This window comes from Pedobacter glucosidilyticus DSM 23534, from assembly GCF_000425145.1.
Taxonomy (GTDB): Bacteria; Bacteroidota; Bacteroidia; order Sphingobacteriales; family Sphingobacteriaceae; genus Pseudopedobacter; species Pseudopedobacter glucosidilyticus.
The window spans coordinates 25,924-50,570 of record NZ_AULF01000032.1; the positions used below are offsets into that span (position 1 = coordinate 25,924).

Below are 24,647 nucleotides of genomic sequence, written 5' to 3' on the forward strand. Positions count from 1 at the left end.
TATATTTTTGGTACTTAATAATAGCATTAAATACAACCGATAAGATGAGATTCATTGTTTCTACGTCAACGTTATTAAAACATTTACAAGCAGTAAGTGGCGCATTAAGCAGCAGTGCTGTTTTACCCATATTAGAAAACTTTTTATTTGAGATAAAAGAGGGCAGTTTGGTAATTTCAGCAACAGATTTACAAACGAGTATGATTACTTCTTTAGCTGTAGAGTCTAAAGAAGGTGGTAAAATTGCAGTGCCATCTAAAATATTATTAGATACTTTAAAGACACTTCCAGAGCAGCCAGTTGCTTTCTCTGTAGATGATAAAACTTTTGCTATTGAGATTAGTGCCGGAGACGGTAAGTATAAACTAAGCGGAGAAAACGGTGATGATTTCCCTAAAATCCCTACAGTAGAAAATGCAGCTACCGTTAATTTACCAGCATCTGTTTTAGCAGAAGCTATTAACAAAACCATTTTTGCTGTAAGTAATGATGAATTACGCCCAGCTATGACAGGTGTTTTTTGTCAGTTATCTCCTCAAAATATCACTTTTGTTGCTACTGATGCACATAAATTAGTAAGATACAGAAGAAATGATGCACAAGCAGAAAGTGCAACATCTTTTATCTTACCTAAAAAAGCTTTAAACCTTTTAAAATCATCATTACCGGCAGAAGATGTAAATGTAGCAGTAGAATATAACGCAACTAGTGCTTTCTTCAAATTTGCTAACATCAGCTTAATTTGTAGGTTGATAGATGAGCGTTATCCAGATTACGAGGCGGTAATCCCTCAAAATAACCCTAATAAATTAACCTTAGATAGAAGTTTATTCCTGAACTGTTTAAAAAGGGTAGTTATTTTTGCTAACAAAACTACACATCAAGTAAGATTAAAAATCAGCGGTAGCGAGTTACACATCTCTTCAGAAGATATTGATTTTTCTAACGAAGCTCATGAGCGTATTGGCTGCCAATACGATGGTGAAGATATGGAAATAGGTTTCAATGCTAAGTTTTTAATAGAGATGTTAAATAACTTATCTGGCGAGGAAATTACCATAGAAATGTCTACACCTAACAGAGCAGGTTTACTTTTCCCAAGTATCAAAGATGAAAATGAAGATATTTTAATGTTGGTTATGCCGGTAATGTTAAATAATTACGCATAGTTAAACATCAAATTTTATATGAAGTGGCCTGATATTTATCGGGCCATTTATATTTTAAAATAATCTATAAAAAGCAATACCTTTGTGCGTTATTAAGACTGGTTAATATTGGCGGCAGCCTTATGAAAAATATAGTTCAGATATTTGCATTTTTTAGTATGGTAGTTCTAGGCTGGATTTCTTGTACAGATCCAACCGAGGTTGTACCACAACCTACTTCGGCCACACGTATCATGCTGATTAATGCTTCTCCGGATGTAGGCAGTGTAGATTTTTACCTCAACGGAGAAAAGCTAAACGCCTCGCCTTTAACTTTCAGAGATAATACAACTTATTTAACTGTTTCCAGAAGCGGCACATTCTTGGCAGAAGTAAGGCAAGGGTCGAGAACACTATTTAACCAAAATATATTTTTACAACCAGGTAGAAGTCATTCCTTGTTTTTAAGTGGTGCTGTGGCAGATACTTCCTTATTTTACGTAGCAACTTTAGATAATATAGATACACCAGCACTAAATAAAGCCAAACTTAGATTTATCAATTTAAGTCCAAATGCCCCGGCATTTAATGTTATCAATTCTGATAGTACAGCTTTATTTAACAATGCTACCTACAGAACAGCTTCAAACTTTGTAGAACTAGACGCTCAAACCTATAGTTTAAGAGTTTTAGCTTCCAGCGATAGATCATTATGGCTTAATTTGCCTATTTATAATTTTGAAAACGGCGGTATATATACCCTTTTTGTTAGCAATTTAGTTGATACTGCAAGTAGAACGGGCTTAAGAGCCGATACCATCATAGCTCAATATTAAAATCAAATTTCAGTGGAACTTATTAGACAATTAATAGATTTTATACTTCACATAGACCGCCATTTAAGTGAAATCATCCGAGATTATCAATTTTGGACTTACCTTATCCTATTCCTGATTATTTTTGCGGAAACAGGTTTTGTCGTAACTCCTTTTTTACCTGGCGACTCTTTGTTATTTGCGGCAGGAGCCTTAATAGGCACAGGTAATACAGGTTTAAATATTTATCTATTAGCAGTATTACTTTTTGTAGCAGCTTTCGCCGGAGACTCTTTAAATTACGAACTAGGTAAGCGTTACGGTATAAGGGCATTTAACGGTAAAATACCGTTTCTTAAAAAAGATTATTTGGTAAAAACACAAAACTTCTTTGCTAAACATGGTGGTAAAACCATCATTTACGCAAGGTTTGTACCTATTGTGCGTACATTTGCTCCTTTTGTTGCCGGTATCGGCGAGATGGATTATAAAAAATTTGCTTCTTTTAATGTTATTGGGGCATTTTTATGGATAGCGATTTTCCTGTTTTTAGGATATTTCTTTGGTAATTTGGCATTTATACAAAAGAATTTTAGTTTAGTGATTTTAGCCATCATCATTGTATCTATTATGCCTCCGGTGATAGAAGTTTTAAAAGCAAAATTTAAAACAGAAAATACCTGATTACAGTCAAATACCGAGTTGAAAACGCTAAATTTTTCTCTTAATTTTTGAGCAATTCCATTTATGGCCAATTTAGATGAATATTACCGTTGGTATCCTGTATATACACTTCCAAGAGCAGAGAAGAAAACCGCCGAGAACTTAAAAAAACGTGGTATTCAGGTTTATTTGCCTTTACAAAAAACTTTAAGACAGTGGAGTGATAGAAAGAAATGGATAGAAGAACCTCTTTTTAAATCGTACCTGTTTGTATACCTATCTAACAAAGAATACGACCAAGTAGTACAAACCCATGGTATCGTAAGATTTATATATTTCTCTGGTGAAATTGCCTATATCCCAGATAAGCAAATCCAAATGTTACAAAACTATTTAAACGGGCAGGCAGAGCCCGAAATTACTTTCGATCAGTTAGAAAAAGGACAAAAAGTAAAAATCATTTCTGGAAAACTTAAAGGTTATGAAGCCGAATTGGTCTCATGGAAACAACAACAAAGGGTTATCTTAAGACTTGATGCCTTAGGACAGTCATTAATTTTAAATATTAATGCCTCTGATATCATACCCGCTAACATTTAACTAGTTGTTTTAATTTGACAAAGAGGCTGTCTTTAAAGTACCATTTTATGTCGTCAGGCTGATGGCAATTGAAGCCTGCCTTGAAAATACCAGAACATGTTTCTATAACACTCACATCCGGATCATAAAATGATTAAGACAACCTCTTTTTTATTCTCATGGAAATTATTTGTTGAGCTTCTATAAAGCTGCTTTATTGATTAAAATAAACAAATACTTAACTCAAAATTATTTTTAGTTTATCAAAAAAACAAAGCCGAAAGCGCATCAGTTGCAGACGGTGCTTTAGGTTTTAAACCTAGAAATTTACTGTATTGTGCCACCGTTAAAATGCTTTTTAATTTTGGAAATAAAGTATTTTGTAAACCTGTTAACTTGCTGGCATAAGCAGCCTTATCTGTATTTAACAAAGGCAAAATTTGCGCTTTTTGAGTGGCAAAACTACTTACAGCTTCTAAAACTTTTGGCTTTTGTATGGCAGATAAAGCCAAAGTAGGACCTAACTTTGCCATAATATCTTTTGCTGATGCTGCCAGTATGCCATTAGTAGAGTTTTGGGTACTTTCTGCAGTACTTTTAACTTTGTTTAATAAGCTTTGTGCCGATACTGCATGTACCACCAAAGTGGTTAAAAGGGTAAAAATGATTTTTTTCATGTTGTTGATTTAAAATAATTATTCTTCTGTTGTTTCTTCTAATTCATCAGCTTTAGTTTGACGACCAATTTTAATAACTGGTTTTTCTTGTGTACCCGTAATTTTAACAGGTATACCTATAATACCAAGTGGAGGCAAGCCAATACGCATAGCCATATTCATGTTACCATTTAAACTTACCTGCCCTTCAAAACGAGGTCTAAAACCCGCCATGCGCATTTTGGTACGTTCTATAGTCATGATATTATTTTTAATGCTGCTTTTAATCTCAACTTTATTAACATCGGCATCTTCTAAGCTTTCATAAGAACTTTTTCTGGCAATTTGATTGAGTAATTTAAAACCTTTAAACTTAATATTATTTAAAGTTAAACTACCTTTTCCGGCTAAGCTAGGCATAATAGGGTACATGCTTTCATTAAGTTTCCCGCTAAGTTGGTAATTTAAGGATACATGCCCGTATGCGTTTTTTGCTGCACTTGCCATATCTCTAAACATTTTAACCTCTTTGTATACTTTTTGTATGTCAAAATTTTCAGCCTTTATTTGATAATAAAATTGAGCCCTTTTAGGATTTAGAGGTTTGTAACTGGCATTCATAGTTGTTTTTGCACCAGCAAGCTCAAAACCGGTATCTTTGAGTTCTAAAGTTTGATTTTTACTGATAACTTGCCCTTTAAAGTTGCTGATGTTTAAACCATCATAATTAATTTTCTTTACTGTTGCGTTTAAAGAAAGATCAAGATTTTGCGGTATCATAATCACGCCGGCATTTGCTGGCGCTACAGTACTAGTGCTACCAGCATCGGCAAAAGCCATAAACTGATTAGCATTAATATAAGCACTATAAATATTAAAATTACCTTTTAACGGAGCTTCTTCTTTCAAAGCATAATCAATAATATTATTTAAATAGCCATTAAGATTAATGGTGGTTTCACCGTAAATACCTTTGAAATTATCGAACCTTAACTTGTCTTGGTAAAAACTAAATTTCCCATTTTTGATATAAAAAGGCAGAGGAAATAAATCGGACTGTAATGCTAAATCATCAACAGTAATGTTGCCTTTATTGTTTAAGCGGTGGTATCTTTTAGCTGTTGCATCGCTTTGTAAACCACTTAAATTAAAGTCGGTTTGTATAAAGCCAGAAACATCATAACCTTTAACAGCAAATACTTGATAAATTTTAGATATATCTAAATTACCTTTAGAGGTAATGCTGTATTTAAGATTACTAAAGTTTTGTAATTGAGCTTGTAATTTAAAAGGCTGGTTGGCTATATTAAAAGAAATAGGCAAGATATTTACTTTAATATCTTTATAGGAACCCCTGCTACTGCTTATAGCTGTTTGAATTTCTATTTGCTCAATTGGAAGTGGCGAGTAAGCAGATTTAATTAAGCCATTTTGGAGGCTAAGATTAGCTTTAGTAACAGGGAATTTTCTCTTTTTAGGCTCATAGGTACCTTTAGCTAGTACAGCCATATTTATTTTTCCTTTAAGGATAAGACTATCTAACGGATAAAATGAGGCAACATCGGCTAAATTGAATTTAGCATTTAGCTTTATATCCACCGGGTAAGTTTTAAGGTTAGCAATTTTGGCGTAGCCTTTTATATAGTTAGATAGTACATTTAAGTTTAAATCACTTATGTTCAGATAGGTGTTTTGATATAAACTATCAGCGCAAGCAGCTTCTAAGTTAAACCTAATATTACGGATAGCTTGCGGCAATTGTGCTACTTTAAAATATCCGTTTTGCAGTTTGCTATTCAGTTTAAATGTTGGAATACTACTTACAAGAGTATCAGTTTTTCTAACACCAGTTTTTTTAATGGTGGTAGCATATTTGCCATTGGCTTGTAAGTTAAGCGTTAATAGTCCTTTAACATCATAAGCGGTTATGCCTAAAGCTCGGTCTAACTGCTCTAAATCCATTTTAGCTTTGATATTGGTATGTATCTTGGGTTTGCTTAAGCCATTAACCTTTAAAATACCACTAAAAAAATCATCATTTACATTAAAATAAATAGAATCAATATTCAAATAAAGCAATTCTGGATCTAGTTTTGGTAAGCTTGCATCCATATTTAAAAATAAATTTTTAACAGGAATACTAGCTTTTTGATGGGCTATATATCCATCTCTGATAGCTAAATTCATGTTAAAATCTGGCATTTTATTTTGTTCTGCTATATATTGCCCTTTTAAAGATACAGCAATCTCGCCCAATCCTTTGATATCTGTCTCATCCAACCAACCTAAATAATCGGGAGGTAAAGCAGTAAAAATATCTTTCAATTGGCTTTTTTTAGAGGTGATATCAAAGCTCATATCGTAACCATTCTCTAAAAACTCAAATTTTCCGTTAAATGTTACGGGTAAACGATTTATTAAAATATCGTTTTTCTCAAATACAAAAGCCAGAGAGGAGGTATTGATTTTAGTGATTAAATTAGCGTCAATTTTTTTGTTTTTAAAGTAGTTTTGCCCAGCATAAGTAAAATCTACCGAGTCTATACGAGCCTCTGTATATAAATCAAAAATAGCCTTACTTAAGTCGCCTTTCCCGGTATAGTTAAAACCTTTTGCGCTTATGTGCATAGGTAAAGATTCATCATGATAAGTAAGTTTACTATTTTCTATTTTAATCAATTCTATACCTAAAGATGTTTCACTGCTAGTCTCTGAGCTTGTTTGTTTTTTAGTGCTTTTATAAACATTGTAATTGGCGTTTCCTAGGCTATCTACCAAAACATGTATATCGGCATGGTCTACAAAAAACTTATTGATAACAATTCTTTCTTCTAACAAGGTAGATAAGTTGATCCCTAAAGCCAATTCCTTTGCCTTAAATAAAGTTTCTTTTTCAAAAGGGACAGATCCTTTAAGGTTTACCTCATATAGGGTTACGGTTAAAGCAGGGAAGTGTTTAAAGAAAGATAAATTAATGTCCTCAAAAGCCAACTGGCCATTGATATTGGCATTTGCCCAAGTTTTTACTTTTGTATTGATGGTATCTGAAAACAAGAGAGGAATAATAAAAAGAGTAGCTAAAATAAATGCAATACCAACACCAATTATTTTAAAAATTCTAACGATTTTTGAATGAAGCACAATGAAATGATAATTAATTCATTACAAAATATGATAAAATCCTATATTTAATTAAATTAATTTTTTGTTATGGTTTGATGTTTTACTTCATCCAATAATAAAGCGCAATAAAAAAGATACTCACTAAGATAGATAATATCCAAAACAGACGTTTCTCTTTGCTACTTTGCTCGGTCTTAAAACGATATTTTCTTTTATATCCCAACATAAATTTCTTTTTATTCGTGATGATAAGGTTCTCCTTTAAGTATCGTAAAGGCTCTGTAAACTTGTTCTATAAAGAAAAGGCGTACCATTTGATGTGAAAATGTCATCTTAGAGAGCGATAATTTATCATGTGCTCTTTGGTGTAAGCTGGCATCAAATCCATAAGGCCCACCAACAATAAAAACTAAATTTTGTACACTGGCAATCATTTTTTTATTCATAAAATCTGCAAAGTGCATAGAGCTTAGTTCTTTGCCTTTTTCATCAAGCAAAACTAAATAATCACTATGATTAAGGTATTTAGCAATCATTTCGGCCTCTTTTGCTTTTTGCTGATCTTCACTTAAACTTTTAGTCTTCTTGAGTTCAGGGATTTCTATCAACTCAAATTTGATGTAGTGTTTTAACCTTTTAAGATATTTTTCTATCCCTTCTAGGATGTATTTGTCTTCTGTTTTGCCGACGGTTAAAAGGGTAACTTTCATTTTTAAGTGTTGTTTGTAAAAGCAATTTGCCTTTTCTGTTTTAAGAGCTTAATATGGTAAAATGTTTTAATATCTTGCCTTAAAATTTTATAATCATGTTAACAACTGATATTCTACAAGATTATCAATTACAAATTTCGAGCCTTACGGCACAAATTAAATCCTTAAAAAAAATCATTAATCAGTACGCTTATGGTCGCTTAGCTTTGTTTTTATTGGCCATTTTACTGGTTTATACATTCTTTAATGCGGGCTTAATTGCTGTAGCTGTTATCGCTTTATGTTTGTTTTTAGGTTTTCTGATATTGGTGAAAATTCAACAGAAGAAAACAAACCTGCTGGTTTTTAAAGAAACTAAACTAAAACTCTTACAAAATGAAATAGAAGTGCTTAACGGCGGTAAAAATATATATGATGATGGCCAAACTTTTAGCTCGGCACAGCATGCTTATACAGATGATTTGGATGTTTTTGGCGCACAATCTTTGTTTCATTACATCAACAGATGCGTTTCTACCCAAGCAAAAGCACTTTTGGCTTCTTGGCTACAAGCCCCCGCACAAATAGCCATCATAGAAGCCAGGCAAGAAGCTGTAAAAGAACTTACTAACTTACAAAAAGAGGGCGTTGATTTTAGAACACGTATATTTTTACTTGAGCCAAACTTGCTAAACCAATTATCAAATTTTATAGCTCATGATTTAGCTACTTTACTACAGTTCTTAAACAGTAAATCATTAAAATATGCAGTCAGGATTTTACCTTTTATTAATCTTTCTGTATTAACTGTTGCCTTGCTTTGGGGTGGTATTTGGTGGAGTATCTTAGGTATTGTATTGTTGTTAAACGGTGTTTTTTATGGCTTTTTTAAAAATAAAATAGATATTTTACACCTCAGGGTAGAGAAAGCCGCCAACGCTTTAGACGGCTATGCCCAAAACTTACAATGGATAGAGCGTAAACATTGGAACAATGCTTTAATGAAAAATTTGCTCTCCCAAATACATCAAGAAGTACCTTTAAGCTTGCAACTGATACGCTTGGGTAATATATTAGTAAATCTCAACTACAGATTAAATATGCTGGTTGGTACTTTCCTTAACCTTTTTTTGCAATGGGATTTAAGAGTGCTTTTTAAGCTCCAGAAATGGCAAAACCAATATAAAAGCAGTATTGTTAATGGTTTTGAGGTGATGGTGGAGATAGAAACTTTATTAAGTTTATCAAATTTGGCCCACAATCATCCTCATTGGATATATCCTCAAATATCATCCGTATTTACACTAGAAAGTAAAGCATTAGGACATCCTTTAATTCCTTTCCGTAAACGGGTAAGTAATGATTTTTCTTTAGCTAAGCACCCTACAACAGATGTTATCACCGGCTCTAACATGGCTGGAAAATCCACATTTTTAAGAACAGTAGGGGCTAATATGGTTTTGGCTTTTGCAGGTGCTAAAGTTTGTGCCACAAGTTTCAATACCTCGGTTTTTAATTTAGTAAGCTATATGCGGATTAAAGACTCTCTACAAAATCAAACATCAACATTTAAAGCAGAAATTGATAGGTTAAAAATGATTTTAGATTTTACACAGCAAAAAGAGCAAACTTTTGTATTGATAGATGAAATGCTTCGTGGAACCAATAGTAAAGACAAATATTTAGGCACCAAAGTGTTTATTAAGAAACTGATAGCGCAAAAAACACCTGGTTTTATTGCTACTCACGATTTGCAAATTGCTGATTTAGAACAAGAATATCCACAGCAGCTTAGAAATTTCCATTTTGATATACAGCTTCAAGAAAACGAAATGTATTTTGATTATAAAATAAAAAAAGGTAAATGCGAAACTTTTAATGCTTCGTTACTTTTAAAAGCCATTGGTTTAAATATTGATGATGATATTTCTATAGTAACAAAATAAATAAGATAAAGCTTAGTTTGTATACATAATGTTTAATTTCGAACCATAAATAAAGAAAGAATGAAAACAAAATTAACCTTAGTGGCATTATTAGCCATCGCAATTTTTTACAGTTCATGTAAATCTAAAAAAGTTGTAGCACCAGCAGCACCAGAACCTGTAGCCGAAACACCTGCACCAACGCCTCCACCAGCACCAGTGGTAAAAGATACAGATAGTGATGGTATTCCTGATGATAAGGACCAATGCCCAGAAGAGAAAGGGACAGCAAGTACAAATGGCTGCCCAGAAGTTGTAGAACAAGCCTTTAATTATCAAAATATTCAATTTGAGTTCAACTCATCTGTATTAAAAACATCTTCTTATGAAGTTTTAGATGGTATAGCTAAGATGATGAAAAGTAAACCCGATACTAAATTTCAGTTAAATGGTCATTCATCTGCAGAAGGTACCGAGCAAAGAAACATGATGCTTTCTGTAGACAGAGCAAATGCCGTTAAAGCTTATTTGGTAAATAATGGTATAAAATCTAACAACTTAGTTGTTAAAGGTTTTGGCGAATCTAGTCCATTAGTATCCAATGATACAGAAGCTGGAAGAGCAAAAAATAGAAGGGTAGAAGTAAAGCCTTTGTAAATTAACCAGCCAATAAAGATTTTCCAAAAAGAGGTGTGGGCAAACCATACGCCATTAAAAGAAGCGATATTTATAATTTCGCTTCTTTTTTTTGCTTAAAAAGCTATACACACAGTTATAATAATATCCCTAAAAATTTGCTTTTATCAAATACCCTGCTAAATTTGGTATATTACAATTATAAACCCTTAAAAAAAACCGATTACATGTATGGAATTCTTACAAACTAATTTAATTTATGTTGTACCAATATTAGGACTTATTGGTATTCTCGTGATGATTTCTAAATCCATTTGGGTATCTAAGCAGCCTTCAGGGGATGAAAAAATGACCGAGCTTGCTGGCTACATAGCAGATGGTGCTATGGCATTTTTAAAAGCAGAATGGAGAGTATTAAGCATCTTCGTATTATTTGCAGGTATTCTTTTAGCTTACTCGGGCTCAATACATGAAGTTAACGGAAAAGAAATACATTCTAGCTGGATCATTTCTATAGCCTTTGTTATTGGTGCAGTTTTCTCTGCAACAGCAGGTTATATTGGTATGCGTGTAGCTACAAAAGCAAATGTAAGAACAACACATGCGGCTCGTACTAGCTTAAAACAAGCATTAAAAGTTTCTTTTACTGGTGGTACCGTAATGGGCTTAGGCGTTGCTGGCTTGGCAGTTTTGGGTTTAGGAGGTTTGTTTATCATTTTCCTCTCCATTTTTGCCGATTTAGGTGAACATACCGTAAAAACAGCTATTGAAGTATTAACAGGTTTCTCTTTAGGTGCAGAGTCTATTGCGCTTTTCGCTCGCGTTGGTGGTGGTATTTATACCAAAGCTGCCGATGTAGGTGCAGATTTAGTTGGTAAAGTAGAAGCGGGAATCCCTGAAGACGATGTACGTAACCCTGCTACCATTGCCGATAACGTAGGCGATAACGTAGGTGATGTTGCCGGTATGGGGGCCGATTTATTTGGCTCTTACGTAGCAACTATATTGGCAACCATGGTATTAGGACAAGAAATCGATGCTAAAACTGATAATTTCGGTGGCATGTCGCCTATATTATTACCTATGGTTATTTGTGGTTTAGGTATTATCTTCTCTATCATCGGGACATGGTTTGTAACCATTAAAGACGAAACCTCTAACGTACAAAACGCTTTAAACCTAGGCAATTGGTCATCTATCGTGATAACCGGAATAGCTTCTTATTTTATTGTGATGTGGATGCTACCAGAAACCTTAAATCTTAGAGGTTATGAGTTTTCAAGCATCAATGTATTTTATGCTATTATTGTAGGTTTAGTGGTAGGTACCATCATGAGTATCGTTACCGAGTATTATACCGCTATGGGTAAAGCTCCGGTAGACTCTATCGTACAACAATCTTCAACTGGGCATGCAACCAATATCATCGCAGGCTTATCCGTAGGTATGAAATCAACCGTAATCCCAATTTTGGTATTAGCAGCTGGTATCATGACCTCTTATTACTTCGCTGGTTTATACGGAGTAGCTATTGCAGCAGCAGGTATGATGGCTACAACCGCCATGCAATTAGCTATTGATGCTTTTGGCCCTATTGCGGATAATGCCGGTGGTATAGCAGAAATGAGCCAATTACCTCCAGAAGTACGCGAGCGTACCGATAATTTAGATGCCGTTGGGAATACCACAGCAGCAACCGGAAAAGGTTTTGCTATCGCCTCTGCTGCACTTACCTCACTAGCACTTTTTGCTGCTTTTGTGGGTATAGCTGGTATAAATGCTATCGATATTTACAAAGCACCAGTTTTAGCAGGTTTATTTGTAGGTGGGATGATTCCTTTCATATTCTCAGCCCTATGTATACAAGCCGTAGGAAGAGCCGCTATGGATATGGTACAAGAAGTACGCAGACAATTCCGCGAGATACCAGGTATTATGGAATATAAAGCCAAGCCCGAGTATGAAAAATGCGTTGCTATTTCTACCAAAGCCTCCATCCGCGAAATGATGTTGCCAGGTGCCATAGCCTTAATTACTCCAGTTGTGGTAGGGTTCATTTTTGGTCCAGAAGTATTAGGAGGTTTATTAGCAGGTGTAACCGTATCAGGTGTGTTAATGGGGATTTTCCAATCTAACGCAGGCGGTGCATGGGATAACGCTAAAAAATCTTTCGAGAAAGGTGTTTTAATCAATGGCGAGATGTACTATAAAAAATCAGAACCACACAAAGCTTCAGTAACTGGAGATACCGTAGGCGATCCGTTTAAAGATACCTCTGGCCCATCTATGAACATCTTAATCAAATTAATGTCTATTGTATCTTTGGTAATTGCACCTTACATAGCCATTAACGCTACTATGCCAACAGCACAGGTTAAAGCCAAAACAGAACATTGCCAAACCGCCATGAAAACTGGCGAGGTAAAAGCATGTTGCGCAAAACCTGGTATGGCTGATAGGTTTAAGCATAAGTAATGGTTATCAATAATTTTAGAAAAGAGGATGTTCTTAAAAAGGCATCCTCTTTTTGTTTGGAACAAGATTTTGATGCTTTTGTAATTTTTTCCTTTGAATTTTCCCTTTCGAATTTTCCCTTTTGAATTTTCCATTTTGAATTTTCCATTTTGAATTTTCCATTTTGAATTTTCCATTTTGAATTTTCCATTTTGAATTTTCCCTTTTGAATTAATTATATATCTTTATTGATAAAGTTAAATCTGCCTTTTGATCATAGTGCCGACTGGATAATCAATATTTAACTCTTATTGTGTACTGAATTTAATAGGAAAATATGCGCTTGTAGTATTATTAGTTATAGTTTATAAAAACTATAAGGATGCTAGCCAAAAAATAAATCTTGCTATCAATACTAACAGGTGATTTATTTACCAGACAAAAAAAAATGATTATGACTATTAATTTTACAAAAATATACTGTATTATTACATTTAATAATACCAGCCACGCTTCCCATTTGAACAGCGCACCCGGGCTGGTTTTCGATTTTTATAGGGTTAACTTAATTTCAACACGGGCATGAAATACGATAAGTTACCTATTACAGTTTCTGAACAAATAGAAAAACTTAAAGGACGTAATCTTAAGTTTGATAACGAAACAAAAGCTCAAAATTACCTTACTAACATCAGTTATTACCGTTTAAGAGCATACACATACCCATTTCAAGATAATTCTAAATCCAACCAGCCTTTAATGTTGAAGTTACATTTGAGCAAATTATTGAACTTTATGTTTTTGATCGAAAACTACGTTTACTCATTTTTGATGCAATTGAAAAAATTGAAATAGCATTACGAACTCAAATCATTTATCACTTTGCTCTGAAACATGGTAGTCATTGGCAACTAAAACCCGAGCTTTACAGAGATCCGATGAGATTTGCAAATCATTTAGATAGTTTGCAAAAAGAAATAGACAGAAGTAACGAAACATTTATTGACCACTACAAAAATAAATATACCAACCCCACAGAACCACCAAGTTGGATGAGCTTAGAAGTAAGCAGTATGGGCTTAATCTCAAAAATCTTTCAGAATTTAAAAAAGAGTCCAGAAAAAATTGCCATAACCTCTCATTTTGGACTTAAGGATGTTTCTGTTTTAGAAAATTGGATACTTTGCTTTAGTACATTGAGAAACATTTGTGCTCATCACGGAAGAGTTTGGAACAGAAGACTCATACCAATAAAACTTCCTACTCATCCGACCCATACTTTTTTGAGAAATAAATCAATCTATACAAACAAACTTTATGCAGCATTATCTTGCATTGAATATGTTTTAAAACTGATAAGTCCAGTTTCTACATTTAATAAAAGACTTGAAAACTTAATGAAAACTTGCCCTTTGGCACAAACAAAAGAAATGGGCTTTCCTAAAAATTGGTTAGACGAGGAACTATGGAAATAACTTATGGTAGCTATTAAAAAATAGGATATTAAATAGTGTTTACATCATATACCAAAGTTTTTTAAAGCTAAAATTGCTATTTCTGAATCATTTTACCTTGTTTTTCTATTTTAGAAATAGAGCTTAGGAATTCAATTGATAATCAATTAAGATGGTGCAAGAATGAAGGACCAACACGAGCTGGCAGAGGCTTCTTGTACTTTAAGCCACAAATAAGATCCCTTAAACAAAACATAAGCTAATTGCGCAATCTTAGATACAGATGTAAGTACTAACTGTAAAAGGTAATTAGCAAAATGTTAGCCTCAAAAACTTTGTGAATAGAACTATTTGTAATAACTTTGTAATTACATAAATAATAGTTATGGAAGTTTCAATCATTAAAATAGGAAATTCAAAGGGGCTTAGGTTAACCAAAGCAATTTTAGAAAAGTACAACATCACAGATAAAATAGAATTGATTCTTGAAAAAGGACAAATCATTTTGCGCCCAATTTCTGAACCTCGTAAAGGCTGGGATAAAGCATTTCAAAAGATGCATGAAAATGGTGATGACCAGCTTCTAATAGACGATGTTTTTGAGGATGAAAACTTTGAAGAATGGAAGTGAAACAGTATCAGATAGTTTTGGTTAATCTCGACCCAACTTTGGGTAGTGAAATACAAAAAACACGACCTTGTGTAATTATCTCACCAAATGAAATTAATGACAATCTAAGAACTGTTGTTATTGCACCAATGACTTCTTCAAGCAGAAGATATCCAACCAGAGTAAAAGTAAAACACAATAATCAAGAAGGTTGGGTTGTAATTGATCAAATAAGAACAATAGATAAAATTCGTATCATAAAAAAGTTTGGTTCGCTTACAGAGAATGAAATACTTGAATGTAAACGTGTGATTAGAGAAACGTTTGTTGATTAAAGCATGTCTGCCTACATACAATTTTCCACAATTAAAACAGTAAATTCTTAATCTGTTAAATCTCTCAAAACTTCTCCTATATGATTTTAGGATGAAACTATTTCTCTTTAATTAACAAGAGCGTTATAGTAAGATTGGTCATAAGAACACCTTTTAAATATCCTGCTGTTATTGAAAACAAGGCTTGTCTTTATTAAAGAAAAACCAAATTTTTATTTATTTTCATCCTAATAAATAAAACATCTATATAAAATCCCCCCTCATGAGTATAGTACTAAACCCACAAGTTGATAAATATTTAATAGATGGTTGTATGCGTTGTAAATATGGCGCTACCCCTAAATGTAAAGTCAATAATTGGCGGGAAGAACTTGAGCTACTCAGGCAGATTGTTTTAGAAACTGGCCTTACAGAGGAAATAAAATGGGGAGCTCCGGTTTATACCCATCAAGGTAAAAATGTAATTCTGGTAAATGCCTTAAAAGAATCGGCAAATATTGGCTTTTTTAAAGGCGCTTTATTAAAAGATGAAAATCAAATCTTACAACAACAAGGTAATATACAAGCAGCCAGAATCATCAGGTTTAGAAGCGTTGATGAAATTGAAAGAGTAAAAGCTATCCTAACAACTTATATACAAGAAGCCATCGTTTTAGAAGAAAGCGGACAAAAAGTAGAGCTTAAAAAAAATCCAGAACCTATTCCAGAAGAATTGATAGAGGCTTTTCAAGATGACAAAGCTTTTGAGAGCGCCTTTAACGCATTAACTCCTGGCCGGCAAAGAGCTTATATCATTCATTTCTCGCAACCCAAACAAAGTCAAACCCGTAGCAGCAGGATAGAAAAGTATAAAACTCAAATCTTAAATGGTGTAGGTTTACACGATGAATATAAAAAACGCGTTAACTAAATAACTTTAGCTTAAGCTATTGCCATTTTCGAAACACAGATATTACAAAAACATAAACCATAATACTGCAACTTTGTAAAATAAGTGATTAATAAAGCACATTAGCTATTATTAAAAACAAACATCATATTAAATTTTTTAGATGAAAACGATTTTATATCCAATATGGCTTTGCTTATTCATTTTTTCTAGTGTAAATGCACAAACTAAAAATGGGTACGTACTTGAGGCAAAAGATTTTATATCAAAAAGAGAGCAATTATCTGATGCGCCAATTATAGATGTTAGAACTGCAAAAGAATTTTCTTCGGGTCATTTAAAGGATGCCAAAAATTATGATTTTTCTGCAGGTAATTTTCAACAACAAATATCCACAATAGATAAAACAAAGCCCGTATTTGTTTACTGTTTAAGTGGGGCAAGAAGTGCTTCTGCAGCAGCACAAATGCGAGCTAAGGGTTTTTCAGAGGTTTATGAACTACAAGGTGGCTTAATGAAATGGCGAAGCCAAGGTTTACCAGAAGTTGGCGAAAAAAGTAAAAATCTAGGTTTAAATCTAACTCAGTTTCAAAATCTTTTAAATACAGATAAGTTAGTTTTGGTTGATTTTTATGCAGATTGGTGTGCCCCTTGCAAAAAAATGGAACCTTATCTAAAAGAAATTGCAACAGATATGGAAGCTAAAGTTGTGGTATTACGCATCAATGCTGATGATAGTAAGGAGTTATGTAAACAACTTGGCGTAAGTGCATTGCCTGTTTTGCAACTTTATAAAAATCAAAACATGATATGGAGCAATATGGGTTTTATTGAAAAGGAAGCAGTACTAAAGCAATTAAATTAAAAAAAACTTCATTCAAAATTGCCAATTACCATTTCACAAATCTAATAAGAGGCTAAATATTCATAATTTGCGAGCCATGCTAGAGATTATTTATCAAGATGAGTATTTAGTAGCCATCAATAAACCTCATGGTCTATTGGTACATCAATCGCCAATAGCCAGAAATGCAGAAGAGTTTGCTTTACAATTGTTGAGGGATCAGCTGCAAAAACACGTATGGCCGGTGCACCGTTTAGATAGAAAAACCAGTGGTCTACTTCTTTTCGCTCTAAACAAAGAAACGGATAGATTAATGCAGCAACAGTTTATGGAGAATAAAGTCCAAAAAAAGTATCTGGCTGTATTACGCGGCCATAGCCCTGATGAACTTTTGATTGATTATCCACTGAAAAAAGAAAACGGTACTTTACAGGATGCCATTACCTATTTTAAAACTATAGCCAGAACAGAAATTCCGTTAGCAATAGGTAAACATTCAACTTCTAGATACGCTTTGGTGGAAGCGCAACCACAAACCGGGCGTATGCACCAATTGAGAAGACATTTTGCTCATATTTTCCATCCCATTATTGGCGATAGACCACACGGTTGCAACAAACAAAACAAGTTTTTTAAAGAACATTTTCAAATGGAGAGCATGCTATTACACGCTTCCTATTTACACTTTAAACATCCTATTAGTCAGGAAGATATTCATCTAAAGGCCAACCTACAGCCAGAATTTATAAGAACCTTAAGTTTTTTAAACTTTAACCATCAAGAATTAGAAAAATTATTTGGTGCTCATCTATTTTGCTAAAATTTAATCTATATTAGATAAACAAACAATCCAAAACAGAGATACTTTATGTTTAATAAGAAACCACTAGCTATTTTAATGAAAGAAACGCAGACCGAGGGCGGTTTAAAACGAACCCTTACTGCAAATAATTTAATTTCTTTAGGTATAGGAGCTATTATAGGTGCAGGTATATTTACTTTAACGGGTACAGCAGCAGCGCAACATGCTGGTCCGGCGGTGGTATTATCATTTATCTTGGCTGGCGTTGCCTGCGCTTTTGCAGGCTTATGCTATTCAGAATTTGCATCTATGATTCCTATTGCAGGCTCTGCTTATACCTATGCCTATGCCACCATGGGCGAGTTTATTGCATGGATCATTGGTTGGGATTTAATTTTAGAGTATCTGTTTGGCGCCTCAACGGTAGCCGTAAGTTGGTCGGGCTATATGGTTAGTTTCCTCAAAGATTTTGGTATAAGCATACCTGCTTCTATTGCTCAGGCCCCATATAATTACGATTCTACAACCGGTGTTTTTACTGCTACAGGTGCTGTCATTAATTTTCCTGCTATATTTATTGTAGCTATCATAACCACTTTACTGGTTGTTGGTATCAGCGAATCAGCCAAGTTTAACAACATCATTGTGGTAGTTAAAGTAGCTGTCATCTTATTGTTCATAGGTTTTGGTTTATTTTATATCAATAAAGATAATTTAATTCCTTTTATTCCTGCCTCAGAAGGGCCGGGCGCATTTGGCTTTGATGGTATAGTACGTGGTGCTGGTATTATCTTTTTCGCTTATATTGGTTTTGATGCTGTTTCTACAGCTGCACAGGAAGCAAAAAATCCTCAAAAAGATATGCCTAGAGGTATTTTAGGCTCTTTAATTATTTGTACTATCATTTATATTCTGGTTGGTTTAGTGATGACAGGTATGGTTAATTATAAAGATTTAAATGTACCTGATCCAGTGGCAGTAGCTGTAAATGCAGGTGGCGAAAGTTTATTTTGGTTAAGATTTCCAATTAAAATTGGTGCTATTGCAGGTTTAAGTTCAGTAATATTGGTGATGCTTATGGGGCAACCACGTATATTTTATTCTATGTCTAGAGATGGCTTATTACCTAAATTTTTCGGGAAAGTTCATCCTAAATTCCAAACACCATACATCACCACCATATTAACAGGTTTTTTTGCGATGTTAATGGCAGGTTTTGCGCCTATAAATTTATTAGGAGAACTAGTTTCTATTGGTACTTTATTAGCTTTTGTTATCGTATGTGGTGGTATTTTAGTGTTAAGGTATACCAATCCAGATATTCCTAGACCTTTTAAAACACCTTTATTTCCGGTGGTACCAATTTTAGGTATTTTAGTTTGTTTATACTTAATGCAGGGTTTACCTTGGCATACTTGGGAGCGTTTATTAATATGGATGGCTTTAGGTATTATCATTTATTTTGCTTACAGCAGAAAACATTCATTACTCAGAAATCCGGAAAAAACAAACGAATAATTAAGAAATAGAAAAGAGAATGTCTTAAACAGCGTAATTATTGCGTGAAGCTTAGTCGAAATATTGTTTGATTTACTCAGAAAATGCTTCGACTCTGCTTAACATACAAACGTTAAATTGAGGCATCCTCTTTAATTTTATCAAACCTATTTTGTTATGAACAGCTTTTTCAACTTTAACGAGATTTTATCAGTAACGATGATTTTATTTGCCATCATCGATATATTAGGTTCTATCCCTGTTATTGTACAGCTTAGACAAAAAGCCGGTCATATACAATCTGAAAAAGCTAGTTTAGTTGCTTTAGTTTTGATGATTATCTTTTTATTTGTTGGGGAAGCACTACTCAAAATTATTGGTTTAGATATATCATCTTTTGCAATAGCTGGCTCTTTAGTAATATTTTTTATCGCTATGGAAATGATTTTAGGAATTAACTTCTTTAAAGAAGAAATTCCTGAAACCGTATCTATTGTACCTTTAGCTTTTCCTCTAATTGCAGGTGCTGGTACCATGACTACCTTGCTTTCTCTAAAGTCAGAATATCAAACACAAAATATTGTTGTAGGTATTTTTTTAAATATTTTGTTTGTTTATATCATTTTGAAAAACACGCTACGGTTAGAAAAATTATTTGGTACAACAGGTTTGCATATTTTAAGAAAGGCCTTTGGTATTATTCTATTAGCAATTGCCATAAAACTTTTTAGAAATAATACGGGCTTGTAAAATGCTAAGCAAGAACAGGCAACTCGTACTTTCCAAATAAATTATTTACAGCCTGCTCTCTAAACTCAAAAATTTCACGAGTTTGTTTACCAACTATTACAGCGTTAGCTAAAACACCTATAGGGCCAAACGGAATTCCATACATCAGTTTATCCGTCATTAAAACCCCTCCCTCAATTTCTTCAAAATGGTGTTCGTGATGCCAAAATTTAAATGGACCAAAACGTTGCTCATCAATAAAATATTGATGCTCTTTAACTGCTGTTATTTCAGTCATCCAATCCATTTTAATCCCAAACAATGGAGAAACTTTATAGGTAATGATCATACCTTCATACATCTTTGTTTGTGCTGTATAATCAGATGTGATAATGAAATTCATACCCGGAGGCGTAATTTTTGCCAAATTTAAAGGCGAAGAAAAAAAGTCCCAAGCTTGTGCTAAGCTAATAGGTAATTTCTGACTAAAGTTTAGTGTGTAAGTTTTCATACAAATGTTTAAACAAACATTCGTATCTAAAGTTTGCCTTTGTTATTATTATTGTACCATCTTATTGGCACAAGCAGAACTGGCAAAAGCTTCTGGTTTAGCTTTAAATACAAAACCCATACTTAAGATATAACCCATAGCTTCATGTAAAGCAGCATTAGACTTAAATTGAGGGTTGGTATTAATATCAGCATGAACTTCCAAGTCTACATCATATAAGTCTAGTAAATCACATAAAGTGTAAGCAGTTTCAATAGATTTTTGAACCTCCGTTAGCATTCTTTCTTTAATGCTCATTTTTTGTGTACTTCTTTCTTGATGAATAAACATGAAACCGCCTTTTTGCTCTCTTAAAAATACAATAACAGTAGCAAAATCAGTAATGTTACCTTTTACCTGAGAATCTGTACCGATACAAACTTTTAGTTTGTTACCTGCCTCATATTCTCTTTCAATAACTTTTTCTACTTCTTCAAGGATGGAGGAATGAATCACTTCTCCGCTAAATTTTTTCCAGGTCATATAATTCTTTATTAAAGTTTATTTGACCATGATTTTAATGGTCCATAAAATTAAGTAATTGATTTTCATATTTTTATAAAATTCTTATTATTTAATTGTTAACAAATATTAGTTTATTAACAATACGCTTTTACTAAGGTTTGTGTAATTATAATTTGTGAGATAGGCATCTTTTCATGTTAATTTTTAAAATCTTATTCAGGTACAGCAAGTACGTATCCTTACTTCATCTATTTTAAGTAACAGATACTGGTTTCCTGATATGTTTAAAGGTTTATAGTTATTAATCTTGGCAGTATAAATAACTATAAACCGTATTTTACGACTGGTAAAATGGTAGAAATATAAAAATCAAAAAAGCTTCTACTTGCTATTTTTTTAAAGCCTCATAAACCCTAAACTTTCTTAATTCATGTGGACTGGTACCAACACCTAGAGAGATGCTATTTTTAGGTATTCCAAATTTTTCGTGAGTTCCAATAACAGTAACACCATTACAGGTGGCTCTTACAACATCACCCATGAGTTCTAAACGTAAGGTATACCATTTCCCTGGTTCAAAATTAGCTGGTTTGTTCATCACGGTAGTGATAACACCTGGTTTCCATTCATCATGTTCTAATACCATACCTAATGCCCGCCCAGTATTGTTAGCATTTGCCCAAACAGAAGCTGCATAAGCTCTTGGATTAAGCTGAGGGTTTGTTGCAGAAATTCTACAAGCAGACCATTTACCTTCTTGTGCAAAAAATCTAAACTCTAATTCTATAATGGCATCTTTAAAATTACCTTCATAGGTAAGTACAGGCATGTGACCACTTTCAAAAATGCTTTTTACCGAATTATTTTCTTGCTTCCATTTGGCATGATTAGCCCGTACCCGCCAACCATCAGCCACTTGTTGATATTCCTTAGAATAAACCATGCCGTTGTTAAAATCGTCCTTAAAAAGGAGTTTACCTTTTTTCGCAATAGGAACCTCTTTTTCTTTCTTAACCCTTGCTTGCTCAAACATTTTTTGAGTTTCCCCGATAGTACTTCGCATAGCTGATAAGGCTAGCACACTGCATAGCAGTAATGGTGCAATAAAAATTTTCTTCATTTTATTTTTGATGAATAGGTTTAACAAAGCCACCCGGGGTTGTGGCTACTGATAGCTAAAGTAACCAATAGCATCTGAAATACAGCAAAGAATCAAAGAAAATATTTTAAAACTCAATTTTGATTTTAAAAGAGCTTCTTTAGCCTAAATCATTTAATAGAGAAGAGGCTGTATAACCATACCGATATACAACCTCTCTTTATATTTCTATGATAGCTAGTATATAGATGCTACTTCTTGTCTAGCATTAAAATTTCGCTTACTACAATTTCAGTAGAGTAACGCTTGATACCTTCTTTATCTGTATAAGAATTATTAACCAGTTTTCCGGAAATAGCCACTTCACTACCTTTTTTCAAATACTTTTCTGCAATACCAGCTTGTTTATCCCAAAAAACCAATTGATGCCATTGGGTTTCCTCTACTTTTTCTCCTTTATCGTTTTTATAGGTCTCGTTGGTAGCAATGCTTACACGAGCCAATTTTTTCTTAGTTTTTGACAACTCTTTTACTTCTGGGTTAGCGCCTAAGAATCCAATTAATGTTACGTTGTTTTTTAAAGTACTCATGATCTTAATTTTTAAAATGTTAATGTTTCTTGATGTTTAATGACCAGTTAGCATCATTGCAACCGACGATACAAAGATGTGGAGCATCCAAAAAATTAGCCGGATATTAAACGGATATATCCGTATATATCCGGGTATACACGGATAATTTGATTAAATCAACTTAAGTATTATCTTAGTGTTTAAACTTATAACCTATGAGTAAAAATTGTCTAGACTGTGGTAAGCCTATTATGGGCAGAATTGATAAGAAATTTTGCGATGACCAATGCCGCAGTAATCATAATAACAAGAATAAAAACAAAAACAACAGTTTTATAAAAACGGTAAACGCTATTTTACTGCGTAATAAAAAGATTTTGGAAAAGCTAAATCCCGAAGGAAAAACTAAAACCACCTTAGAAAAATTGCAAAAAGCGGGTTTTAATTTTTCTTACCACACCCATCAACTAACCACCCAAAAAGGCAGCGTATATACCTTTTGTTATGATTATGGTTATCTGCCTTTGGAAAATAACTGGTATTTGTTGGTGAGGAATGTGGAGTAGGAGGTGGAGTATACACACATACTGACTTTAAAGATGAATTTTTATTTTTTCCTTTTGAATTTTTTTTATCATCATTTCAATCTTCATTATAATTTCTAATTAATTATATATCTTTATGGCAGAAGTTTATCTATCCTTATGAGTTTATACCTATTTTATCGATTTCAATTTTTATTAATCATAAGCTTAATCGAAAAATATGCGCTATAGGATAGGGGATATTTACTAGTTATCGGGCAGCCTAAAAGACGACACAGGAAATATATGACAGACTTCAAAACATATTACAATTCAAAATTTCGACAAGACATTAACCAGTTCTTTTCGACAATTCCAGATGATAGTAGGTTTCACGAAGACAAAGACAAAAAACAAATTTTTTCAATTCAACACGAAAGATTGACCACTTCAAAAAATCACTTGGACTTTTTGGACAAAGACGAAAAAGAGTATTTCGGTGTTGCTCTTTTCTTTACAGTTTTGACGGATATGGTTTGCTATACTTATTACAAAGACAACTATGAAAAATTCCAAAGTTTGACTCGCTACCCAAAACTAATTGGAAATTGTTTAAGTTGGTGTCGCTATCATTTGCACCCGAGAGACATTTTTTATGCAATGAATCAAGGAAGAAAACCATCTGAACCACAGCTATTATTTATTGACAAGTTTTCTGATGCAATTGACACAATGAAAAAAGAAACAGTTGGATTTTTCAAAGAACACTTATCGGAAATAAACGGAGAGATATTTTGGGAAAATTGCCTACGAGAGTTTCCATTTAGAAATAATCACATCAAAACTAAAACGGAACAATGAACATAGAAACTAAAGATATTATTCTTGCAGTTCTTGGTCTGCTTGGTTGGACTTGGGGTATTGTTCAGTTTATCCTTACAAGACAAAATCAAAAGCGAGATAAGGCACTTGAAAAAAGATTTGAAGTTTATTCTACATTTATGAATAAGGCAGACGAAATAAGTCAAAATATGCGGACTGACCCTAAAATGATTTATGGCATCACAACAGAATTCTACTCAAAACTTATCAATGGTGACGAACAAGAAATAAATCAAGCATTGATCGATTTTAATTCAGAGCTTATTGATTTTACAAGAAAATCTGTTCAGCCTTTAATGATTTTGAATCAAGAGTTGAACAAATTAAAACTTGTATGTAGTGACAAACTACTACCCAAAATAGAACAATACAAACAAATTGCGAATGATTACAATGATGAATTTCAAATAGTTTTGAATAAAATATCAATAAACAAAGACATAAACTTGACTGCTTCGGAACTTGAAAATATTGGACACAGCAATCGGACAGTTTTAATGGGTCAACTGTGGCAAGAAATGGAAAAAATGATGAGAAATGAAATTGGATATTACAAACAGAAATGAAGGCCGACCCGATAACAGGCGTTTGGCAAAAAAGCGGGTTCAGTACTTAAATGACAACTTGTGCTTCGTATCAAGTTCAGTGCTGGCAGACAGTTTAGTGCTTCGAAATCCGCTTCTTCGCCAAGCGCCAAAACGTTATGG

27 protein-coding genes are annotated in these 24,647 nt (G+C 33.5%); 19 read left to right on the forward strand and 8 right to left on the reverse strand.

Annotation, left to right across the window (positions count from 1 at the left end; translation table 11 throughout):
• The first annotated feature begins 44 nt into the window (after positions 1 to 44).
• From dnaN to H510_RS0110760, 4 genes are all read left to right on the forward strand, one after another.
• Positions 45 to 1,169, forward strand: coding sequence for a DNA polymerase III subunit beta (gene dnaN / locus H510_RS0110745; RefSeq protein WP_026904335.1), 1,125 nt, complete (start codon positions 45 to 47; stop codon positions 1,167 to 1,169).
• A gap of 122 nt (positions 1,170 to 1,291) precedes the next feature.
• Entirely contained in the window at positions 1,292 to 1,984 is a 693-nt protein-coding gene (locus H510_RS0110750; protein ID WP_081659261.1) for a DUF4397 domain-containing protein, read from the forward strand.
• A gap of 12 nt (positions 1,985 to 1,996) precedes the next feature.
• A complete protein-coding gene (locus tag H510_RS0110755; RefSeq protein ID WP_026904337.1) occupies positions 1,997 to 2,647 on the forward strand; it encodes a DedA family protein in 651 nt (216 codons plus the stop codon).
• Positions 2,648 to 2,710: 63 nt separating this feature from the next.
• On the forward strand, positions 2,711 to 3,226 hold the full coding sequence (locus H510_RS0110760) for a UpxY family transcription antiterminator (RefSeq protein ID WP_026904338.1): 516 nt from the start codon (positions 2,711 to 2,713) through the stop codon (positions 3,224 to 3,226).
• A 242-nt stretch (positions 3,227 to 3,468) separates the two neighbouring features.
• On the opposite strand, the gene H510_RS0110765 is transcribed toward H510_RS0110760, so the two are convergent.
• From H510_RS0110765 to rlmH, 3 genes are all read right to left on the reverse strand, one after another.
• Positions 3,469 to 3,882: a hypothetical protein gene (locus tag H510_RS0110765; RefSeq protein WP_026904339.1), complete on the reverse strand. Its 414-nt coding sequence runs from the start codon at positions 3,880 to 3,882 to the stop codon at positions 3,469 to 3,471.
• 18 nt (positions 3,883 to 3,900) lie between these two features.
• Positions 3,901 to 7,002 (reverse strand): AsmA family protein, encoded by a 3,102-nt coding sequence (locus H510_RS18690; RefSeq protein ID WP_051291152.1) that lies wholly within the window; start codon positions 7,000 to 7,002, stop codon positions 3,901 to 3,903.
• A gap of 218 nt (positions 7,003 to 7,220) precedes the next feature.
• Positions 7,221 to 7,694 (reverse strand): 23S rRNA (pseudouridine(1915)-N(3))-methyltransferase RlmH, encoded by a 474-nt coding sequence (gene rlmH, locus H510_RS0110775; RefSeq protein WP_026904340.1) that lies wholly within the window; start codon positions 7,692 to 7,694, stop codon positions 7,221 to 7,223.
• 95 nt (positions 7,695 to 7,789) lie between these two features.
• Between rlmH and H510_RS0110780 the strand changes: the two genes are divergently transcribed.
• From H510_RS0110780 to H510_RS0110795, 3 genes are all read left to right on the forward strand, one after another.
• Complete coding sequence (locus H510_RS0110780; protein ID WP_026904341.1) at positions 7,790 to 9,619, forward strand: MutS-related protein; 1,830 nt, start codon at positions 7,790 to 7,792, stop codon at positions 9,617 to 9,619.
• A 60-nt stretch (positions 9,620 to 9,679) separates the two neighbouring features.
• Positions 9,680 to 10,255, forward strand: a complete 576-nt coding sequence (locus H510_RS0110785) for an OmpA family protein (protein WP_026904342.1) — start codon at positions 9,680 to 9,682, stop codon at positions 10,253 to 10,255.
• A gap of 210 nt (positions 10,256 to 10,465) precedes the next feature.
• Positions 10,466 to 12,709 (forward strand): sodium-translocating pyrophosphatase, encoded by a 2,244-nt coding sequence (locus H510_RS0110795; protein ID WP_026904344.1) that lies wholly within the window; start codon positions 10,466 to 10,468, stop codon positions 12,707 to 12,709.
• Here H510_RS0110795 and H510_RS18695 read toward each other — a convergent pair.
• The gene (locus tag H510_RS18695) at positions 12,696 to 12,899 is read right to left on the reverse strand and encodes a hypothetical protein (RefSeq protein WP_036692606.1); all 204 of its coding nucleotides are present in this window, start codon (positions 12,897 to 12,899) and stop codon (positions 12,696 to 12,698) included. The genes H510_RS0110795 and H510_RS18695 overlap by 14 nt on opposite strands.
• Positions 12,900 to 13,270: 371 nt before the next feature.
• On the opposite strand from H510_RS18695, the gene H510_RS20695 reads away from it, so the two are divergent.
• From H510_RS20695 to H510_RS0110840, 9 genes are all read left to right on the forward strand, one after another.
• Positions 13,271 to 13,543, forward strand: coding sequence for a hypothetical protein (locus H510_RS20695; RefSeq protein WP_051291153.1), 273 nt, complete (start codon positions 13,271 to 13,273; stop codon positions 13,541 to 13,543).
• A complete protein-coding gene (locus H510_RS19620) occupies positions 13,474 to 14,163 on the forward strand; it encodes an Abi family protein (RefSeq protein ID WP_245584823.1) in 690 nt (229 codons plus the stop codon). Before H510_RS20695 ends, H510_RS19620 begins: the two co-directional genes overlap by 70 nt.
• Before the next feature lie 364 nt (positions 14,164 to 14,527).
• Entirely contained in the window at positions 14,528 to 14,773 is a 246-nt protein-coding gene (locus H510_RS0110810; protein ID WP_026904345.1) for an AbrB/MazE/SpoVT family DNA-binding domain-containing protein, read from the forward strand.
• Entirely contained in the window at positions 14,764 to 15,087 is a 324-nt protein-coding gene (locus H510_RS0110815) for a type II toxin-antitoxin system PemK/MazF family toxin (RefSeq protein ID WP_026904346.1), read from the forward strand. The genes H510_RS0110810 and H510_RS0110815 overlap by 10 nt, the downstream gene beginning before the upstream one ends.
• 262 nt (positions 15,088 to 15,349) lie before the next feature.
• Positions 15,350 to 15,997, forward strand: coding sequence for a YdeI/OmpD-associated family protein (locus H510_RS0110820; RefSeq protein ID WP_026904347.1), 648 nt, complete (start codon positions 15,350 to 15,352; stop codon positions 15,995 to 15,997).
• A 142-nt stretch (positions 15,998 to 16,139) separates the two neighbouring features.
• On the forward strand, positions 16,140 to 16,841 hold the full coding sequence (locus H510_RS0110825; protein WP_026904348.1) for a thioredoxin domain-containing protein: 702 nt from the start codon (positions 16,140 to 16,142) through the stop codon (positions 16,839 to 16,841).
• A gap of 76 nt (positions 16,842 to 16,917) precedes the next feature.
• A complete protein-coding gene (locus H510_RS18705) occupies positions 16,918 to 17,640 on the forward strand; it encodes a pseudouridine synthase (RefSeq protein ID WP_051291155.1) in 723 nt (240 codons plus the stop codon).
• A gap of 48 nt (positions 17,641 to 17,688) precedes the next feature.
• The gene (locus tag H510_RS0110835) at positions 17,689 to 19,140 is read left to right on the forward strand and encodes an amino acid permease (protein WP_026904349.1); all 1,452 of its coding nucleotides are present in this window, start codon (positions 17,689 to 17,691) and stop codon (positions 19,138 to 19,140) included.
• A 156-nt stretch (positions 19,141 to 19,296) separates the two neighbouring features.
• Entirely contained in the window at positions 19,297 to 19,869 is a 573-nt protein-coding gene (locus H510_RS0110840) for a MarC family protein (protein WP_026904350.1), read from the forward strand.
• 4 nt (positions 19,870 to 19,873) lie between these two features.
• Here H510_RS0110840 and H510_RS0110845 read toward each other — a convergent pair whose 3' ends face one another.
• The 4 genes from H510_RS0110845 to H510_RS0110860 form a co-directional block, all read right to left on the reverse strand.
• Entirely contained in the window at positions 19,874 to 20,359 is a 486-nt protein-coding gene (locus tag H510_RS0110845) for an SRPBCC family protein (RefSeq protein WP_026904351.1), read from the reverse strand.
• Positions 20,360 to 20,407: 48 nt separating this feature from the next.
• Positions 20,408 to 20,881, reverse strand: coding sequence for a ribonuclease H-like YkuK family protein (locus H510_RS0110850; protein WP_026904352.1), 474 nt, complete (start codon positions 20,879 to 20,881; stop codon positions 20,408 to 20,410).
• A gap of 370 nt (positions 20,882 to 21,251) precedes the next feature.
• Positions 21,252 to 21,983, reverse strand: coding sequence for a 3-keto-alpha-glucoside-1,2-lyase-like domain-containing protein (locus tag H510_RS0110855; RefSeq protein ID WP_026904353.1), 732 nt, complete (start codon positions 21,981 to 21,983; stop codon positions 21,252 to 21,254).
• Between the two features lie 230 nt (positions 21,984 to 22,213).
• On the reverse strand, positions 22,214 to 22,552 hold the full coding sequence (locus H510_RS0110860; RefSeq protein ID WP_026904354.1) for a single-stranded DNA-binding protein: 339 nt from the start codon (positions 22,550 to 22,552) through the stop codon (positions 22,214 to 22,216).
• 197 nt (positions 22,553 to 22,749) lie between these two features.
• On the opposite strand from H510_RS0110860, the gene H510_RS0110865 reads away from it, so the two are divergent.
• From H510_RS0110865 to H510_RS0110875, 3 genes are all read left to right on the forward strand, one after another.
• Positions 22,750 to 23,100, forward strand: a complete 351-nt coding sequence (locus tag H510_RS0110865; RefSeq protein WP_026904355.1) for a DUF2116 family Zn-ribbon domain-containing protein — start codon at positions 22,750 to 22,752, stop codon at positions 23,098 to 23,100.
• A 264-nt stretch (positions 23,101 to 23,364) separates the two neighbouring features.
• The gene (locus tag H510_RS0110870; RefSeq protein WP_026904356.1) at positions 23,365 to 23,919 is read left to right on the forward strand and encodes a hypothetical protein; all 555 of its coding nucleotides are present in this window, start codon (positions 23,365 to 23,367) and stop codon (positions 23,917 to 23,919) included.
• The gene (locus H510_RS0110875) at positions 23,916 to 24,506 is read left to right on the forward strand and encodes a hypothetical protein (protein ID WP_211226568.1); all 591 of its coding nucleotides are present in this window, start codon (positions 23,916 to 23,918) and stop codon (positions 24,504 to 24,506) included. Before H510_RS0110870 ends, H510_RS0110875 begins: the two co-directional genes overlap by 4 nt.
• The last annotated feature ends 141 nt before the right edge of the window (positions 24,507 to 24,647 follow it).

Coding starts and splice junctions, on each gene's coding strand:
- H510_RS0110865 (WP_026904355.1), top strand. CDS start 22,750: ATGAGTAAAAATTGTCTAGACTGTGGTAAGCCTATTATGGGCAGAATT.
- H510_RS0110780 (WP_026904341.1), top strand. CDS start 7,790: ATGTTAACAACTGATATTCTACAAGATTATCAATTACAAATTTCGAGC.
- H510_RS0110840 (WP_026904350.1), top strand. CDS start 19,297: ATGAACAGCTTTTTCAACTTTAACGAGATTTTATCAGTAACGATGATT.
- H510_RS18695 (WP_036692606.1), bottom strand. CDS start 12,899: ATGGAAAATTCAAAATGGAAAATTCAAAATGGAAAATTCAAAATGGAA.
- H510_RS20695 (WP_051291153.1), top strand. CDS start 13,271: ATGAAATACGATAAGTTACCTATTACAGTTTCTGAACAAATAGAAAAA.
- H510_RS0110875 (WP_211226568.1), top strand. CDS start 23,916: ATGAACATAGAAACTAAAGATATTATTCTTGCAGTTCTTGGTCTGCTT.
- dnaN (WP_026904335.1), top strand. CDS start 45: ATGAGATTCATTGTTTCTACGTCAACGTTATTAAAACATTTACAAGCA.
- H510_RS0110765 (WP_026904339.1), bottom strand. CDS start 3,882: ATGAAAAAAATCATTTTTACCCTTTTAACCACTTTGGTGGTACATGCA.
- H510_RS0110795 (WP_026904344.1), top strand. CDS start 10,466: ATGGAATTCTTACAAACTAATTTAATTTATGTTGTACCAATATTAGGA.
- H510_RS0110850 (WP_026904352.1), bottom strand. CDS start 20,881: ATGACCTGGAAAAAATTTAGCGGAGAAGTGATTCATTCCTCCATCCTT.
- H510_RS18705 (WP_051291155.1), top strand. CDS start 16,918: ATGCTAGAGATTATTTATCAAGATGAGTATTTAGTAGCCATCAATAAA.
- H510_RS0110835 (WP_026904349.1), top strand. CDS start 17,689: ATGTTTAATAAGAAACCACTAGCTATTTTAATGAAAGAAACGCAGACC.
- H510_RS0110815 (WP_026904346.1), top strand. CDS start 14,764: ATGGAAGTGAAACAGTATCAGATAGTTTTGGTTAATCTCGACCCAACT.
- H510_RS0110845 (WP_026904351.1), bottom strand. CDS start 20,359: ATGAAAACTTACACACTAAACTTTAGTCAGAAATTACCTATTAGCTTA.
- H510_RS0110810 (WP_026904345.1), top strand. CDS start 14,528: ATGGAAGTTTCAATCATTAAAATAGGAAATTCAAAGGGGCTTAGGTTA.
- H510_RS0110820 (WP_026904347.1), top strand. CDS start 15,350: ATGAGTATAGTACTAAACCCACAAGTTGATAAATATTTAATAGATGGT.
- H510_RS0110785 (WP_026904342.1), top strand. CDS start 9,680: ATGAAAACAAAATTAACCTTAGTGGCATTATTAGCCATCGCAATTTTT.
- H510_RS0110860 (WP_026904354.1), bottom strand. CDS start 22,552: ATGAGTACTTTAAAAAACAACGTAACATTAATTGGATTCTTAGGCGCT.
- rlmH (WP_026904340.1), bottom strand. CDS start 7,694: ATGAAAGTTACCCTTTTAACCGTCGGCAAAACAGAAGACAAATACATC.
- H510_RS0110855 (WP_026904353.1), bottom strand. CDS start 21,983: ATGAAGAAAATTTTTATTGCACCATTACTGCTATGCAGTGTGCTAGCC.
- H510_RS0110750 (WP_081659261.1), top strand. CDS start 1,292: ATGAAAAATATAGTTCAGATATTTGCATTTTTTAGTATGGTAGTTCTA.
- H510_RS0110870 (WP_026904356.1), top strand. CDS start 23,365: ATGACAGACTTCAAAACATATTACAATTCAAAATTTCGACAAGACATT.
- H510_RS0110825 (WP_026904348.1), top strand. CDS start 16,140: ATGAAAACGATTTTATATCCAATATGGCTTTGCTTATTCATTTTTTCT.
- H510_RS0110760 (WP_026904338.1), top strand. CDS start 2,711: ATGGCCAATTTAGATGAATATTACCGTTGGTATCCTGTATATACACTT.